The organism is Pseudomonas sp. Irchel s3a12 (assembly GCF_900187485.1).
Lineage (GTDB): Bacteria > Pseudomonadota > Gammaproteobacteria > Pseudomonadales > Pseudomonadaceae > Aquipseudomonas > Aquipseudomonas neuropathica.
This window is the reverse complement of sequence record NZ_FYDN01000017.1, coordinates 130,806-148,997: the sequence shown is the minus strand read 5'-3', so window position 1 is coordinate 148,997 and position 18,192 is coordinate 130,806. Positions and strand designations below refer to the sequence as shown.

General features: G+C 59.7%; 9 protein-coding genes and 1 riboswitch. Of the genes, 4 read left to right on the top strand and 5 right to left on the bottom strand.

The window, feature by feature from the left end; genetic code table 11:
* Nucleotides 1-124: 124 nt before the first annotated feature.
* Nucleotides 125-7,471, top strand: a complete 7,347-nt coding sequence (locus tag CKW14_RS25610; RefSeq protein WP_095126373.1) for an NEL-type E3 ubiquitin ligase domain-containing protein — start codon at nt 125-127, stop codon at nt 7,469-7,471.
* 45 nt (nt 7,472-7,516) lie between these two features.
* Here the strand turns inward: CKW14_RS25610 and metH are convergent, their stop codons facing one another.
* Entirely contained in the window at nt 7,517-11,227 is a 3,711-nt protein-coding gene (gene metH, locus CKW14_RS25605) for a methionine synthase (protein ID WP_095047830.1), read from the bottom strand.
* Between the two features lie 155 nt (nt 11,228-11,382).
* On the opposite strand from metH, the gene CKW14_RS25600 reads away from it, so the two are divergent.
* The 3 genes from CKW14_RS25600 to nfuA all read left to right on the top strand — a co-directional run bounded on the left by CKW14_RS25600 (nt 11,383) and on the right by nfuA (nt 15,499).
* Entirely contained in the window at nt 11,383-13,665 is a 2,283-nt protein-coding gene (locus CKW14_RS25600) for a fatty acid cis/trans isomerase (protein WP_095126372.1), read from the top strand.
* 169 nt (nt 13,666-13,834) lie between these two features.
* Nucleotides 13,835-14,857, top strand: coding sequence for an acyltransferase (locus CKW14_RS25595; RefSeq protein ID WP_095047828.1), 1,023 nt, complete (start codon nt 13,835-13,837; stop codon nt 14,855-14,857).
* 57 nt (nt 14,858-14,914) lie between these two features.
* Nucleotides 14,915-15,499: a Fe-S biogenesis protein NfuA gene (nfuA, locus tag CKW14_RS25590; protein WP_007912592.1), complete on the top strand. Its 585-nt coding sequence runs from the start codon at nt 14,915-14,917 to the stop codon at nt 15,497-15,499.
* 200 nt (nt 15,500-15,699) lie between these two features.
* On the opposite strand, the gene cobM is transcribed toward nfuA, so the two are convergent.
* The 4 genes from cobM to CKW14_RS25570 form a co-directional block, all read right to left on the bottom strand.
* Nucleotides 15,700-16,446, bottom strand: a complete 747-nt coding sequence (gene cobM / locus CKW14_RS25585) for a precorrin-4 C(11)-methyltransferase (protein WP_095047827.1) — start codon at nt 16,444-16,446, stop codon at nt 15,700-15,702.
* A gap of 81 nt (nt 16,447-16,527) precedes the next feature.
* Nucleotides 16,528-16,941, bottom strand: coding sequence for a cobalamin biosynthesis protein (locus CKW14_RS25580; protein WP_003225490.1), 414 nt, complete (start codon nt 16,939-16,941; stop codon nt 16,528-16,530).
* Nucleotides 16,938-17,636, bottom strand: coding sequence for a CbtA family protein (locus tag CKW14_RS25575; RefSeq protein ID WP_095047826.1), 699 nt, complete (start codon nt 17,634-17,636; stop codon nt 16,938-16,940). The genes CKW14_RS25580 and CKW14_RS25575 overlap by 4 nt, the downstream gene beginning before the upstream one ends.
* Before the next feature lie 11 nt (nt 17,637-17,647).
* Nucleotides 17,648-17,845 (bottom strand): CbtB domain-containing protein, encoded by a 198-nt coding sequence (locus tag CKW14_RS25570; RefSeq protein WP_093430890.1) that lies wholly within the window; start codon nt 17,843-17,845, stop codon nt 17,648-17,650.
* Nucleotides 17,846-17,967: 122 nt separating this feature from the next.
* Nucleotides 17,968-18,190, bottom strand: a riboswitch (cobalamin riboswitch).
* Between the last annotated feature and the right edge of the window lie 2 nt (nt 18,191-18,192).

Below are 18,192 nucleotides of genomic sequence, written 5' to 3'. Positions count from 1 at the left end.
CGTTGAAGATTGCGCCGTGAGTGATACATATCAGGTTACTCACGGCCGGACTGGCAATAACCGGATACCGCAAATCCGCTGACGGGATATGGTCTGCTGATCGCTCCATCAACTAGGAGTGATCATGATCGCTATCCCTTCCAACCCAGAGACGACGCAAGCTGCGCCGCTCGCTCGAGCTGCCGCTGACAACCAGCCGACAACGCTCAATACAACGCAAAGCCTGCACCGCGATTTTCTCGAAAAGTCGATCCCGCCGTGGCTGTCCAGCGCTTCGCCGCAACGGCGCGAAGCGCTCAAAACCGTTCCGACTGCGCTGCCAGCGTGGTACCTCGACGCGACGCCGGCACAACGCAAGACGCTGGCCGACAGCATGAAGGCCAGCGTTGTCGCCCAAAACGATCTTGATAGAACCATGGCGACCCTTCAGGACGTCGAGACATTTGCCAGGCCATTGCTGCTCAAAGCGCTCAAGGACCAACATCAATTACAAATCGATGTCGACAAGACGCTCCTGTGCCTGCGGCGTCCCGTCGAACTGGGCGTTGAACAGATCGAGCTGGCGTCCTTCGAGGTCCTCAAACTTTCGATGCTGGACGCAGCGCTGCACAACTTCGAAGCTGACGAATGCAAGCAGGGCGCTTATCACTCGACGTCAGGTTTCGTTGTAGCAACCTCCACCCCTGGTACATTCGAGTACGTGAGCATCGGCCTGACGGTGATGCAGTTCCTGACGCTTTGCCGAGAACTGGATGTCGGCAAGCAGTATCAGACCTATTTGACGACATTCTTCCACCCGGCCGATGCTGTGGCAGAGGCGGTGCTCAGCGAGCGCTTCATTGCCAGCCAGAAGGCGACGATGCGCGCCGCAGCCGATCAGGCGCTGTTGCAAAAAGACATTGAGCCGGCGGATCACGCAATGATTGTGTCGGTGATCCACGGCAACATGCACCCGTGGATGGGCGAGAAACAGGTCTGGTTCAGTGACCTGGGCGTCATGAAAAAAAGGCTGACCGGCTGCGTGGTGTTTGTCATTTGCCAGAAGTACCGCTACAGCGACGAGTTGATCCTTTACATCCCTCACGATCCGGAGCACCCGCTCAAGCGCTATACCGTCCAACAGGTGCGCGATGAGTTCAAGCGCTTGCTCACCGCCCGCGATCCCGCACAAGCGCCAGGCGCGGAACCGACCGCGTACCAGCGTTTTTTGAGCCAGTTTCTGCCGTATGACCAGCGTGCGTATTATTTCAGCCAGTTCAGACAAAAAGCGGCCGATTCACCGGGCGATGCATGGGCAATATGGCGCTCGCCATGGCTGGCTGTGGCGCAGGTGTTGGCGGGCGGTTCGGTGTTTACCCGGATCCGTGAACTGCCACCCGAGCGTGAGATCAGGTGGGATCCTGTGCCTGATCCTTACATTGCGCCATCGACGTTCGGTCGCAGCGGACGGGGGATTTGGGCGCCCAATGAGGATCTCTGGCAATACCTTTACACCCAGAGCCGTGCCAAGGTATTGGCCGACGCACGAAGCCATGCCGTGCCAGCGGCAGATGTCGATGCGAAGGCCCGTGACGCCAAGCTCGCTCATCTGCTGCAGATCGGCATGCTTGGCCTGAACCTTGTCTCGATGTTCGTGCCGGTGCTGGGCGAGGTCATGATGGTGGTGATGGCCGGGCAGTTGCTGACTGAAACCCTGGAAGGCGCGATTGAATGGAGTGAGGGTGATCGTCGGGCGGCGAAGGATCACCTGATCGATGTCGCGGAGAATCTGGCGCAGATTGCGTTGATGGCGGGAGTGGGGGCCGGGGTGCAGAAAATCTCCGGCGCCAGAGCCGTGCCGATCATCGAGCGGCTGCAGTCGGTGAAATTGCCCAACGGCGAAACTCGCCTGTGGAGAGCCGACCTTAGAGCTTACGAGTCCGCTGTCACGCTGCCAGACAGCCCCGGCCCGAACTCTGCCGGCCAGCATGTGCTGGAAGGTCAAACCTTCATACGCCAGGACGGCAAGGTCTACGAGCAGTTTTACGATGAGTCGATCAGCAAATGGCGCATCAAGCACCCTACCGATGCCAGCGCCTGGCAGCCGGTGCTGGAGAGCAACGGACGCGGTGCCTGGCGGCACACGCTGGAGCGGCCGCGGGATTGGGATCGTCTGACCCTGCTGCGGCGCATCGGCCACGCAACCGAAGCCTTCACCGACGCGCAGTTGATCAAGGCTGCCGATATCAGCGGTGTCACTGACGCCACTCTGCGCAAGATGCACGTCGATTCTGCGCTACCGCCACCGGAACTGACGCAGGCCATGCGCGTGATGCAGGCGGATAGCAACGCGGCACTGGTGGTTGAACAGTTGCGCGGGACAAAACCGATCGACGAACTGTATCTCTTTGCGTTGCCGCTGATCACCGAAATGCCGCGCTGGCCGGCGAACCGGGTGCTGGAAGTATTCGACGGCGAGCAACTGTCCGGCAAGTCGGTCAGGTATGGTTCCGTGCGGCGGTTTCGCGACGTCGGCGTCAAGGCACCGATTCAGATATCGCGGGCCGATATCCTCAGCGGTGGCCTGCCAGCACACATCCTCGCGGCGCTGGACGAGTCAGAACTCACCCGGCTCCTGGGCGAGCAAGGTGCACGCGTGCGCGATGCCCGGCCGGCAGAGTTCGGCAAGCAGATCGCCGACTACGCCGACACTCGTCAGCCGGCGATCTACGACAGCCTCTACAAGGGAACCGACCCCATCGATTCCCGGGTTGCGCGTTTGCAGAAGGCCTGCCCTGGACTCAGCGAACCCGCGGCACAAACGGTGCTGGCCCATGGACGCTCCGATGATCTGGAGCGACTTGACTCAGGCCATCGAGTGCCGCTACGCCTGCTGGAGGAGGCACGCTGGTACGCGCGTCAAAGCCGACAAGTCGCGGCCTATGTCGGTCTGCGCAGTGAAAATGTCGCTTCGGCGGACAGCCGGCGCTTGGCGTTGCACACGCTGGAGCAGTTGCCGGGTTGGGCCGACAGCGTTCGCATTGAAGTTCGCGAGGGCAATGACGCCGGCATGCTGCTTGACAGCATCGGCAGTGAAACAGCCAGCGAGAAGAAATACCTGATCAAGAAAGGCGCTCAGTTTCAGGCGTTCGACGAACGTGGTCTTGCACTCAACAGCCTGCCTCGCAACGGCGACAACTTTTACTCATCGATCATGTATGCCTTGCCTGATGACGCGCGCCGCAGCCTCGGTGTGCCCGAGGTGGGGCAGTCCGCCCGGTTACAGAAAAAGATCATCGATCATGCCGATCGGCATCAGGCAGATACGCCTGCGCTGCTTGCGCCACAGGTCAAATGGATCAAGCCGCCCGTGCGTGTGAACGCTACGTTGATCGGTTACCCCGCGAGCGGACGCGGCGCCGGGTTGCAAATGAACCTGACCGCTCATGTGTGCGATGTCTATCCGCAGCTTACCTACGAACAGGCTAATGGTTTCATTCTCGAGCAGTACCGGACGGGTAAAGACGACAACGCGATTTTCCAGCTGTTGCAATCACGCCGCCATGAATGGCAGCAGTTGAATACGACGCTGGATGAATGGGCAGGCACATCCACGGCGGCGCCTTGGGAACGTTCCGCAACGGATCACAAGTTTCGCGCCGCGCAAGCGCTGAAAACCTGCTGGCGCAACGCCTTGTCCACTGGAGTTTCAGGTGCCGATGAACTCTCGATATTCACGTATGACCCCCTGCCAGAGCTGAATGCAGACTTTGCCCATGTGCGTAAACTTTCAATTGGCGGCAATGGCATCACCGACGCCAATGCGGACGCCTTTCTGGCGCGATTTGCCAACGTGCAAAAGCTGTCGCTGGGGGAGCGTGGCAGTCTGTTTGGCGCCTACATGGCGCAAGAGCAGGCACTGACGACCTTGCCTTTGACTGTGACCCGGATGTCTGCACTGAAGAAGCTCAAGTTCAGGACGTCAGTCAGGGTGATGGCTTCCGATCTATCGACAAAATTGAGGACGTTGACCGCCCTTGAGGAACTTCATCTTGATTTTTTCGACGGTCGGAGCCATGCCGCTGGCCTGGATCTGACGCCCCTCAAACGCCTGAAAAAACTCAGGATCGAAGCGTCGGGCCTGACGCAATGGCCGGCCTATGTGCAGCAACTGCCTGAACTGGAACGACTGGACCTGACGCAGACCGCCATCACATCCATTCCACAATCGCTCTATGTCGGACACGAAAAACTCTGGGCAGGCTTGTCGCTGGACTGGTCCAGGTTCTCTCATGAAGCGTTCAAACCCGCTTACGACTATGTGAAAAACTACATGGGGCAGTGGCGACATCTGGTTGATCTGGACTTGATGGTTCGCCGCTACTGTGCCGGAGAACTGCAGTTCCTGACGGGCGAGGCCGGCCGCCTCAATCCGTTGCCCGAGCGCATCATGACACTCTGGAATACCCCGGAAACCCGACTCAAGGCAGTGGAGATTCTGCGTGTGGAGCACACCGCAATTTTCCGCCAGTTCTACGAGCCCACCGCATCTGATGGATTGCGTAATGCAATTCCCGCCGCCCGCTGGCAAGCGCAGCCCAATGCACGGGTGGTACGTGCTCTGGAAAAGAACTGGCGTGCAGCCATACGCAGGCGCTATCGCTTGAATGACGACGTTCGTCCTTTCAATGGGACGAACTGGGCATCAAGCACCGAACTCGACGATGCCGGCGTGTTTGAACTGGTGGACACCGCATGGGTACAGGGCGAAGAGTCGGTCAGTGAACTGCCGCAATTGCCAACCGGTGCGTTTGCTCACGTACAGAGTGTGCGGCTGGATCGGTTGAATGTGCCGATCGACCAGATTCGCGATTTTCTCCGGGCATTCAGTGGCACCACGAGTCTGCAAGTCACCGCCTGCGGGTTGACGGAACTGCCGATCCGGCCAGCCGATGCAACCCACCTGACGCAACTGGATTTGTCTCTCAACCTTATAGCCGTTACCCCTGAGGTTCAGAGCCAGTTCAATGCCCTGAACAAACTGGAACATCTCAATGCCCGGCTCAATCGCCTGGACACACTGGACGTTTCTCGCCTGAGCGGGCTCAAGACGCTGAACCTCAGCGTCAATGGATTCAATCAATGGCCGACTGGGGCGGAAAGCCTGCCGCATTTGCGAACGCTGGATTTACGTCATAACACCATCGGGTCGCTCCCCGAACAGGTGCTTGTCAACGACGCTGTGCTGCTGAAGACCCGCCTGCAGAACAACCGCTTCAGTACTACAGGCGAGGCGGACATGCGGGCGGCGCAGCGCCGGATTGAAATGTCCATTGGATTGCCGGAAGGCGCCTTGCAACGGTTCGACGCGCAATCGGCGTCATTGCCGGCCAATTCAAGCGGGACCCCGCCGGAAAGTGCACTGGAGCGCGCCGGTCAGTTGTTAGCACTCCCGCCTGTCTCTGCACCCGGCGACGGTTTCGACATGAATGCCCGTGTACTGGAGATATTTCCCTCGCTGACGCTTGAACAAGCGCAAGCCAGCGTTGCCCGATTGCGCGATGAAGGCCTGTCCCCGGAGCAAATGGCGGACAGGCTGACCCAGTGGCGAGCAAGTGACGAGACGCTGACGCGTGAGTTGAACGGCTGGATTTTCGGTGCGACGCAAGGGCCTGGTGAAAGCGTGTCATCGTCCACAAGGTTCTTCGACGCGACGAGGATCCGCACTTGCTGGCGGGACGGGCTCACTGCGCTTTCCGAGTCCGCCGGACAGACGCTGAGCCTTTCAGCGGGGGCCATGAGCGATCTGCCCGCGCTGTCAAACGTGTTTGCCCATGTGCGGACACTGGATCTGACAGGGATCAAGTTTTCAGTTGATAGCTTCAACCTCTTTTGCCCGGCGTTCCCTGAGTTGACCACCCTGAGACTCAACGGCAATGCCCTGGAACGGCTGCCGGAAGCTGTCGGTCGTTTGAACCGTCTGGAACGTCTGGAGTTGAGCGGTAATCGGCTGGCCGTGGCACAAACCGTGTATCAGCACGTGGGCGGGACGCAACTGCGCTGGCTCGACCTCAGCCACAATCAGCTGGAGGAGTTCAGCGCCATCGCCTTCGTCCGTCTGGAGACGCTCAATCTCAGCCAGAACGGTCTGGAATTCTGGCCTGACGGCGTGCTCGATCTGGCGCATTTGCAACGACTGGACCTGTCGGGCAACAACATCATGGTCTTTCCTGACCGACTGTTGGACGGCAACCATCAAGCGCTGGTGGACGGCACCGACCTGTCCGAAAACTCCCTGTCGCTCAATTGCCTGCAGCAACTGCGGGAATACAGTGCGGCCAACGCAGACCGTGATGTCATGGGTTATTCCCAGGCTTTTCTGCAGCGTGAAATTGCCGAACGCGAATTGGAGACCGACAGCGATTCGGATGCTGGCTCCGGTCAGGGATCGGATTCGGATTCGGGTTCCGACAGCGATGGCCCCAGTGGGGGTGGCGGTTCCCGGCGGGTTGATACGCATGCCGTTGTGGAGGCAGCGGAAGTGATTGCCGATCCGGTGCAGGATGCGGCAGTGCCAGCGATGGCAATCTGGATGACGTACACACATGCAGATGCGCATGCCGCGCGGCAGGCGCTATGGCTGCAATTGGCTGATCAGGACAACCATGAATCGTTCTTTCATTTGCTCTCGACCTTGCCCGATACCCTTGAATTCCGGTTGTCCGGCGCTGATTTGACCCATCGGGTCTGGCAAGTCATCGAGGCCGCCACGGAAAACGCCGAGCTGCGAGAGCTGTTATTTCTCAACGCCGAGACCCACGGCACCTGCGGCGATGGCCGGATCCTGTCATTCAGCGAACTGGAAACCCGCGTCTATGAATACAACGCCCTGCGCGATATTCCACGACACCGCCCGGAGCAACGCGGCAGGGCCTTGCTTGAGCTGACGCGGCGTCTGTTCCGCCTGGAAAGGGTCGACCGGCTGGCAGAAGCCGCGGCGAAGAACAAGGATCGGGCGGAAATCCGTCTGCAATACCGGATCGGCATGACCCGAGGCTGGCCGGACGGGCTGGATTTGCCGGCGCAACCGGAACACATGCTGTACGCCGCACCGATTCGCGGGCAGCAGTTGATCGACGCGCGCACGTCGGTGCTCAGGGATGAAGCATCCGAAATGTTTCTGGAAAATCTGATTTCACGCGATTACTGGATCCGCTACCTGCGCGATCGCCACAGCGAGGTGTTCGAAACGCTCGAACTCAACGCCAGGAGGCGGCAGGAGGAGGTGGAGGATACATTTGCCGACATACACAGCAGCGCTTATCTGGAAGCAGTGGATTCACTTCAGATCGAACTGGCAGAAGCTCGCATCGATGCACTGAAGGCAATGACGCGTACGGAGCTGGCTGCGCTGACGACAGTTCGCGAGGCGGAGCCGCAACCCGGCCCATCCTCACCACAACCCGGCCCTTCCTGGCGCCGTGACAGGTAATTGAGTGGACCTGAGAGCAGGGCGCTCTCAGGTCCATTGCGCAACTTAACTGTCGTAACCCAGATTCGGCGCCAGCCAGCGCTCGGTCACGCTCAGCTCCTGGCCTTTGCGCGAGGTGTAGCTTTGCACCTGATCCTTGTCGACCTTGCCCACGGCGAAGTACTGCGCTTGCGGGTGGGCGAAGTACCAGCCGCTGACCGCAGCCGCCGGGAACATCGCGTAGTGTTCGGTGAGGAACACACCACTGCGACCGGCGCGCATTTCTTCGGCTTGCGGATCGAGCAAGGCGAACAGCGCCGCTTTCTCGGTGTGATCCGGGCACGCCGGGTAACCCGGAGCAGGGCGGATGCCGCTGTATTGCTCTTTGATCAGCGCGTCGTTGTCGAGCACTTCGTCCTTGGCATAACCCCAGTGCTCTTTACGCACTTGCTGGTGCAGCCACTCGGCGCAGGCCTCGGCCAAACGGTCGGCCAGGGCTTTGACCATGATCGAGTTGTAGTCATCGCCAGCGTCTTGATAAGCCTTGGCCACTTCTTCGGCGCCGATGCCGGCGGTGGTGATGAAACCACCGACGTAGTCGGTCACTTCACTGTCCTTCGGCGCTACGAAGTCGGCCAGGGAGAAGTTTGGTTTGCCGTCGGTCTTGATGATCTGCTGGCGCAGGTGATGCAGCTTGGCCAATGGCTTGCCGTCATCGCCGTACAGTTCGATATCGTCGTCATGTACTTGATTGGCCGGCCAGAAGCCGAACACCGCACGGGCGCTGATCAGCTTCTCGTCGATCAGCTTGGCGAGCATCTCCTGCGCGTCCTTGTACAACGCGGTGGCGGCCTCACCGACCACTTCGTCTTCAAGGATGCGCGGGAACTTGCCAGCCAGGTCCCACGAAATGAAGAACGGCGTCCAGTCGATGTATTCGGCCAAGACCTTGAGGTCGATGTTGTCCAGTACCTTGCTGCCGGTGAAGGTCGGTTTGACCGGCTGATAATTGGCCCAGTCGAACTGTGGCTTCTTGGCGATGGCGGCGGCGTAGCTCAGGCGCTCGGTGCGGGCGCTGCGGTTCGAGGTACGTTCGCGCACATCGATGTATTCCAGACGCGTCTTTTCGACGAAACCAGCCTTCAATTCTTTCGACAGCAACTGCGTCGCCACGCCCACTGCACGGGAGGCGTCGGTCACGTAGACCACGGCATCGTTGCTGTACTTCGGCTCGATCTTCACCGCCGTGTGCGCTTTGGAAGTGGTCGCGCCACCGATCATCAGCGGCAGGTGGAAGTCCTGGCGCTGCATTTCACGGGCAACGTGAACCATTTCGTCCAGCGACGGCGTGATCAGGCCGGAGAGGCCGATGATGTCGCACTTCTGTTCTTTGGCGACCTGCAGAATCTTCTCCGCCGGCACCATTACGCCGAGGTCGACGATGTCATAGCCGTTGCAACCGAGTACCACACCGACAATGTTCTTGCCGATGTCATGCACGTCGCCTTTCACGGTTGCCATGAGGATCTTGCCTTTGGCTTCCGGCTTGTCGCCTTTTTCCAGTTCGATGAACGGGATCAAGTGCGCCACCGCCTGCTTCATCACTCGCGCGGATTTCACCACTTGCGGGAGGAACATTTTGCCGGCGCCGAACAGGTCGCCGACGATGTTCATGCCAGACATCAGCGGGCCTTCGATCACTTCGATCGGGCGCGCGAACGACTGACGCGATTCTTCGGTGTCTTCTACGATGTGCGTGGTGATGCCTTTGACCAGCGCATGTTCCAGACGCTTGTTGACCTCCCAGCTGCGCCACTCTTCGGTCTCGGCTTCCTTGACGCTGCCGTCGCCCTTGTACTTGTCGGCGATGGCGAGGAGGGCGTCGGTGCCTTCCGGCGTGCGGTTGAGAATCACGTCTTCAACGGCGTCGCGCAGTTCCTGCGGGATCTGATCGTAGATCTCCAACTGCCCGGCGTTGACGATGCCCATGGTCAGGCCCGCGCGGATCGCGTACAGCAAGAACACCGAGTGGATCGCCTCACGCACTGGGTTGTTGCCACGGAACGAGAACGACACGTTGGACACGCCGCCCGAGGTCAGCGCATACGGCAGTTCGTCGCGGATGTAGGCGCAGGCGTTGATGAAGTCCACCGCGTAGTTGTTGTGTTCTTCAATACCGGTGGCGACGGCGAAGATGTTCGGGTCGAAGATGATGTCTTCTGGCGGGAAGCCGACTTCGTTGACCAGAATGTCGTAGGAGCGTTTGCAGATTTCTTTCTTGCGCGCTTCGGTGTCGGCCTGGCCGGCTTCGTCGAACGCCATCACCACAACGGCGGCGCCATAGCGCTTGCACAGTTTGGCGTGGTGGATGAACTGCTCGACGCCTTCTTTCATGCTGATCGAGTTGACGATGCCCTTGCCCTGAATGCACTTCAGGCCCGCTTCGATCACTTCCCATTTCGACGAGTCGATCATGATCGGCACGCGGGAGATGTCCGGTTCACCGGCGATCAGATTGAGGAAGGTCACCATGGCCTTCTTCGAATCGAGCATCCCTTCGTCCATGTTGATGTCGATCACCTGCGCGCCGGCCTCGACCTGTTGCAGGGCGACTTCGAGGGCTTCGGTGTAGTTGTCTTCACGGATCAGGCGGGCGAACTTGGCCGAGCCGGTGATGTTGGTACGCTCGCCAACGTTAACGAACAGCGAGTTGCGATCGATAGTGAACGGTTCCAGACCCGAGAGGCGGCAAGCCTTCGGAATGTCCGGAATCTGACGCGGCGCGTAACCGGCGACGGCTTTGGCGATGGCTTCGATGTGCCCCGGGGTGGTGCCGCAGCAACCGCCGACGATGTTGAGGAAGCCGCTTTGGGCGAATTCTTCGATGACTTTGGCGGTTTCCGACGGCAGTTCGTCGTACTCGCCAAACTCGTTCGGCAGGCCGGCGTTCGGGTGCGCGGATACGTGGGTGCTGGCCTTGTTCGACAGCTCTTCCAGGTACGGACGCAGCTCACTGGCACCGAGCGCACAGTTGAGACCAACGGAGATTGGCTTGGCGTGCGCCACGGAGTTCCAGAACGCTTCTGTGGTTTGCCCCGACAGGGTCCGGCCGGAGGCGTCAGTGATCGTGCCGGAAATCATGATCGGCAGTTCGATGTGCAGCTCTTCGAACACGCCTTGCACGGCGAAGATCGCCGCTTTGGCGTTGAGGGTGTCGAAAATGGTTTCGATCAGGATCAGATCAGCGCCGCCCTCGATCAGGCCTTTGGTGGCTTCGGTGTAGTTTTCCACCAGTTCATCAAAGGTGACGTTGCGGTAGCCGGGGTTGTTGACGTCGGGCGACAGCGAGCAGGTGCGGCTGGTCGGGCCGAGCACGCCGGCGACGAAGCGCGGCTTGGCCGGGTTCTCGGCGGTCTTGGCGTCAGCGACCTTGCGCGCCAGACGTGCGCCTTCTACGTTTAGCTCGTACGCCAGTTCTTCCATGCCGTAGTCGGCCATGGAAATGCGCGTGGCGTTGAAGGTGTTGGTTTCGAGGATGTCGGCGCCGGCATCCAGATAGGCTTTCTCGATGCCGCCGATCACGTCCGGACGGGTGATCACCAGCAGGTCGTTGTTGCCCTTGACGTCACTCGGCCAGTCCGCGAAGCGTTTGCCGCGATAGTCCTGTTCTTCGAGCTTGTAGCTCTGGATCATCGTGCCCATGCCGCCGTCGAGTATCAGGATGCGCTCTTTGAGAGCTTGCTTGAGAGCTTGAAGGCGGACGCTGCGATCGGACATTTGGACTACTCGGAAAGACCATTACGAAGGAGCGGGATCATAGCAAACCTGTGCGCTTTTAGAGCATGTGAGGCTTTTGCATGAATATCGCTCATATTGGTACGAGCGTCATACTGTAGAATCGCGGCGTTTTTTTCAGGATCGGGATCAAGGGCATGTCGTACCGCGTCATCAGCATTTTATTGCTGCTTTTAAGCTGGGGCGCCGTTGCGCAGGAACCCACGATCTCATATAGCCGTGATATCCAACCGATCTTCACCGAGAAGTGCGTGGCCTGCCACGCCTGCTACGACTCGGCCTGCCAGTTGAATCTGGGCAGCGGTGAGGGCGCGGCCCGTGGTGCGAGCAAAATGCCGGTCTACGATGGCGAGCGCACACAAGCGGCACCCACCACTCGACTGTTTTACGATGCCTTCGGTAAACGTGCCTGGCAGCAAAAAGACTTCTATTCGGTGCTCGATGCCCAAGGCAGCCAGGCTGCGCTGATGGCGCGCATGCTCGAACTTGGGCACAAGACGCCACTGACGCCGAATGCCAAGCTCCCGGAAGACATCGTCCTGGGTCTGAACCGCGAAAACCTGTGCGCGATGCCCGCCGAGTTCGAAGGCTACGCCGGCGCGCATCCGAAAGAAGGCATGCCGCTGGCGGTGACCGGGCTGACCGATCAGCAATATCAGACGCTGCAGCGCTGGCTGGCCTCGGGTGCGCCGATTGACGAACAAAGCCTGGCGCCAAGCACCAAAGAGGCGCTGCAGATCGTCCAGTGGGAAAACCTGCTCAACACTCCCGGCGCGCGGCAAAGCCTGGTCGGTCGCTGGTTGTACGAGCATTGGTACCTTGCGCATATCTATTTCAAGGACGGCGAGCCGGGCCATTATTTCCAGTGGGTACGTTCGCGCACGCCGACTGGGCAGCCAATCGACCTGATCGCCACCCGTCGCCCCAACGATGATCCGGGCACTCAGGTGTATTACCGCTTGTGGCCGGTGCAAGGGGTGATCGTGCACAAGACCCACATCACCTATCCGTTGAGCGCGGCGAAAATGGCGCGGGTCAAAAGTCTGTTCTATAGCGGTAACTGGCAGGTTAATGCCTTGCCGGGCTACGGCCCGCAGAGCCGCGCCAACCCGTTCGCCACATTTGAAGCGATCCCGGCGCAGGCGCGTTATCAGTTCATGCTCGATAACGCCGAATACTTCGTCCGCACGTTTATTCGCGGCCCGGTGTGCCGTGGTCAGATCGCCACCGACGTGATCCGTGACAACTTCTGGGCGCTGTTCCAAGCGCCGGAACATGACCTCTATATCACTGACCCGAACTATCGCGGCCAGGCCACGCCGTTGCTGGCCATGCCCGGGCAGAACGATGACGTCGGCAGCGTACTGAGCCTGTGGCGCAACTACCGTGACAAACGAAACGAATACGAAGCCTTGCGCCGTGACAGCTACGCTGATTTGCCGGCGCCCAGTTGGTCGACCCTGTGGGCCGGCAACGACAACGCGCTGTTGAGCATTTTCCGCCACTTCGACAGCGCCTCGGTGACCAAAGGCCTGATCGGCGAGGTGCCGCAGACGATGTGGCTGTTCGACTATCCGCTGCTGGAGCGCACCTATTACCAGTTGGCAGTCAACTTCGATGTGTTCGGCAACGTCTCCCATCAGGCGCAAACCCGTCTGTATTTCGATTTGATCCGCAATGGCGCCGAGCAAAACTTCCTGCGCCTGATGCCGGCCGACTCCCGAGAGGATTACCTCAACGATTGGTATCAGAACAGCGGCCAGTTCAAGATGTGGCTCGATTACGAAGCGATCGACGACGACAAACCGACGGCACTGAAACTTGATGAGAAAGACCCGAAATACGACTTCGCCATGCAATTACTGGCGCGTTACGGTGATCTCAATGCGCACCCGGATCCAATCAACCGCTGCGATGGGGCTTACTGCTCGCGGCCGAATATTGACCCGGCCCTGCAAAATGCCGAGCAGGCGCTAAGCCGCCTGACCTCGCGCCCGGCGGCCGGTTTGAAGGTGATCGACCTGTTGCCGGAAGCGACGATGCTGCGCATCGAAACCGCCAACGGCAAACGCGAGGTCTACAGCCTGTTGCGCAACCGTGCGCACAGCAACGTGGCGTTCCTGCTCGGAGAGTCGCTGCGCTATCAGCCCGGGCTGGACACGATCACCATTTTTCCGGGCGTGCTCAGCAGTTATCCGAACTTCATGTTCAACATTCCGGCCGATCAAGTGCCCGAGTTTGTTGATGCAATGGAAAATGCCAAGGACGCCAACCGTTTCGAGAAAATCGTCGAACGCTGGGGAATTCGGCGCAGTCACCCGCAATTCTGGTTCTATTTCCACGATCTGAGCCAATACCTGCACGAAACCGATCCGGTGGAAGAGGGCGTGCTGGACATGAACCGCTACGAGAATCTTTGATCGTTTGAAACAGGCCGACTGTCACAGCTTCAGGTAACACACAAATCCCCTGTAGGAGCGAGCCTGCTCGCGAAGGCGGAGTGTCAGGCACCGAATACATTGAATGTGCCGTCGCTTTCGCTCCCACAGGGTGAAATGGTGTTTTTGGAATTGTGATCGGGAGCAGGTGATGTTGATTTCAGTGCAAGCCCTGCGTGCGCTTGCCGCGTGGACAGTGGTGTGCCACCACTTCATGCAGATTTTTTTTGACTTCAAGGCACGCGGGCCGGTCGGCCAGTTCTTTATCGACAAAGGCGCGGTGGGCGTCGACATTTTCTTTGTCATCAGCGGGTTGGTGATTTTCCTCTCGACCGAAAACAAACCGCTGCCGCCCGCGCGTTTCCTGCTGTACCGGCTGTTTCGCATCGTCCCGGCGTACTGGCTGTACACGCTGCTGATGGCGCTGCTGGTGGTGTTCGCCCAACCTTTGCTGCCGGATCAGACAGTGGACTGGGGCCATCTGCTTCTGTCGTTGCTGTTCATTCCTACCGAGAATCCTGGCGGCTACGGTATCTATCCGACGTTGAATGTCGGCTGGACACTGAATTACGAAATGCTTTTCTACGTGCTGTTTGCCTGGGCGCTGCTGTTTCGTTTGCAGGTGCGCCTGCTGGTGGTCGCGGCGCTGTTGTTTGCAGTGTGTCAGGCCTGGACCGGGTTTGGCTGGGTCAGCGCGTTCTATCGCTCGGACATCGTTTATGAGTTTCTGCTGGGGATCGGCATTGGCATGCTCTATCGGCGGGGCTGGATCGGTGCGGGACTGTGGCTGCCGCTGGTGGCCATCGTCGCGGCGTTGCTGACGATCTATCACTTGGCACCGGCGCCGAGGATGCTCAACTGGGGCGTGCCGAGCTCATTGCTGGTCATGGCGTGTATCTCACTTGAGCGTTATGTCGAGCGCAGTCGCGTGCTCAAACTGCTCGGTGATTGCTCATATTCGGTATATCTCATGCACGTGCTGGTGCTGTCGGCGGGGGGATTTATCGCGCAACGCTACGCGATCAACCCGTATTTGATGTTTGCCCTGTGCGCGCTGGCGATTGGCGTTGGCTCGTGGTTGAGCTACGAATGGGTGGAAAAGCGCAGCTACCATTGGCTCAAGGCGCGGGTTGACATGGAGCCGGACGAGAATCTTTCCCGACAAAAATACTAGGACTTTGTCCGGCGCAATGATTGGCGTAAACTGCGCCCAAGCCTGCGAGGAGTTTCCATGACCGCTATTACCATTACCGACGCCGCCCACGATTACCTGGCTGATCTGCTCTCCAAGCAGAACACCCCGGGCATCGGCATCCGCGTCTTCATCACCCAGCCTGGCACCCAGTACGCTGAAACCTGCATTGCCTACTGCAAGCCGGGCGAAGAAAAACCTGAAGACACCGCGCTGGGGCTGAAAAGCTTCACTGCTTATATCGATCACTTCAGCGAAGCGTTTCTCGATGACGCCGTTGTCGACTACGCCACCGACCGCATGGGCGGCCAGCTGACCATCAAGGCGCCGAACGCCAAAGTACCGATGGTCAACGCCGACAGCCCGGTCAACGAGCGCATCAACTACTACTTGCAAACCGAAATCAACCCGGGGCTGGCCAGCCACGGCGGTCAGGTCAGCCTGATCGATGTGGTTGAAGACGGCATCGCCGTTTTGCAGTTCGGTGGCGGTTGCCAGGGCTGCGGCCAGGCGGACGTAACCTTGAAGGAAGGCATCGAGCGCACCTTGCTCGAGCGTATTCCTGAGCTGAAGGGCGTTCGCGACGTGACCGACCACACGCAGAAAGAAAACGCCTACTACTAAGGTGTTCGCTGCGGAGATGAAAAACGGCGCCCCGTGAGCGCCGTTTTTTTATGGGTGACATTCAGGAACGCATTCGCGAGCAGGCTCGCTCCCACATTTGAAATGCGATCAAATGTGGGAGCGAGCCTGCTCGCGAAAGGGCCTTTGATCGTTCCCATGCTCTGCGTGGGAATGCAGCCCGGGACGCTCCGCGTTCCAATTCATGGTCTGTAGAGGTGAGCATGCCCAGCGCGATACAACGATGACTCGCTGAACACCTCACTGCCCAGCACCCGGCCCACCAGAATCAACGCCGTACGCCGAAACCCTTTGGCCTCAACCTTTTCGGCAATATCCGCTAGCGTCCCCAGCACCCAATCCTGATCAGGCCACGTCGCCCGGTGAATCACCGCAATCGGGCAATCCGCGCCGTAATGCGGCAGCAGTTCCACCAGAATCTTCGGCAAATGGTTAACGCCCAGATGAATCGCCATTGTCGCGCCATGCTGCGCCAGACTGCCAAGCTCTTCGCCTGCCGGCATCGCGGTTTTGTCGGCATAGCGAGTCAGAATCACGCTTTGCGACACGTCCGGCAGCGTCAATTCCGCGCCAAGCAGCGCCGCACAGGCTGCGGTGGCCGTCACGCCGGGAATGATCTCGAACGGAATATCCAGCTCACGCAGATAACGGATCTGCTCGCCAATCGCGCCATACAGACTCGGATCGCCGGAATGCACCCGCGCCACATCCTGACCCTTGGCATGCGCGGTCTTGATCAATTCGATGATCTGTTCCAGATGTAATTCGGCGCTGTTCACCACCGTTTCGGCTTGATGGCCGTCGAGTACCGCCGCCGGCACTAGCGAACCTGCGTAGATAATCACCGGGCAACTGCGAATCAGCCGCTGGCCTTTGACAGTGATCAATTCCGGGTCGCCGGGGCCGGCGCCGATGAAGTAGACGGTCATCGTTGAATCCTGAGTAAAAGAGGGCACGACTGCGTTGCAGATGAACAACGCTCATGATCAATGGCGGGGATTATCGGGATTTTACGCCGCGCCGGCCAATGCCAGCGTTGCCTGAGCATATTTTTGCCGGGAGATCAGCAGTTTTGCCGGCGCTTGAATCAGCTGTTCAGCGAGCGCAAGCGCGGCACTTTCGGCGACGCCGTAGCAACCGGTGCGTTCGTAAGCAATCTGTGAATGGTGACTGAGCCGCTGTTGGTAGCTGGCCAGTTCGTCACTGCTGAAGTACAGCAGGGGCAGAGCCAGTTGTGCAGCAAGTTCTTGCAGGCCGGGCTCGTCGCGCTTCAAGTCGATACTGGCCAACGCTTTCACCGCCTCAAGCTCAATGCGATGCGCCTGTAACGCTTGATCGAGTAACGCGCGCAGCGTGCTGGCCGGGCAGCCGCGCTGGCAGCCCAGACCGACCACGAAGGTCGGCGCTGCGCGGTCATCGGTCATGCGTGGTATTGACCAGCGCTGTTGCGGCGGAACAACCAGGCGCTGATCAGGCCCAGGGCCAGCCAGAACGCCACGTTGGTCAACTGCGAAGCGATTTTGAACTGAGCTTCGAGTGCTTCGGGGGCGAGCATCGAATGCACTTCCGGTTGCGGTGCGCCGATCACGTGGGGCACAGCGAGGATGGCCACACCGAGGACCTTCATCAGCCAGTGACGGCTGAACGCGATCAGCGACAGACCTACAGCCGTCGAAGCGGCCGTGCCGATCCACCACGTCTGCCGCGAAGCCAGATCGGCCGCAGCGGTGCCCGGCAGTTCTGGTGGCAGGCCCAAGGTCGGAGCAAGCACGAACGTCGCGTAACCGGCCAGGCCCCAGAGCAGGCCCTGCGAAGTTTTGGTCGGCGCGCGCAGGGTGTAGAGGCCGGCGAGCATCAGGGCGAAACCGACGGCTACGACCAGATTACCGCCAGTGGTCGAGACTACGCGCTGCCAGCCGTCTTCCGGCTCCCAGGCCTCGGCATCATGGGTGTGCGCAGCCACGCCAGCGGCGTGTTCGTGAACCGCCACCGGCTCGGACTTCTCGAAGGTTTCCGCCTGCAGAATCAGCGGCGAAACCCAGAAGCTTTGCAGCAGAGTGAGGAGCAGGGCGGCCAGCAGACCAGAGAATCCTGCAGTTTGCGCGATACGCTTGATCATGTCGGCAGGTCTCAATGGCACGGGAACGCGGCGCTGTGGCGGGTATCGTGGGCGGCGTTGTGCACCGCTTCGATGTGCGAGAAGCCGGCAAAGTAAACCAGACTGGCGCCGAGGATCGATGCAAAGATCGCGGCGGTCAGGCGTTGGCTCAGGGTGGTGGTGCTGGCGATTTTGTCCGTGTTGCTGCCGGTGCTGCTGATGATCGACATGGCGCTTCCCTCTGGAGTGTCAGCGGGTGAATAGAGCGCATGAAAACCCCTGCGGGTCGGGCTCGCAGAGGTTCGAACAGCGCCCGCCCACCGCGGGTTTGTTATGTGCAGCGCCGCACAAATGCGGGCTGTGTGTTGCGGGCCGGTCTCCGGGCTCACGAGGGGTTGGCGTCAGGCCGACCTGCAAGCGTCACCTTCCCATACCGTATCGGCACAGTGGTTTTGACGCTTCGCTCGCTTACCGTTGCGGGGGCAGCACCGGACTGACATGGGCTTGAGTAAAGCACATGATTCACCGGTTTCCCGTTTCACCCTGTGAAGGGCACCCGTAACAAGTTGTGTAGGAG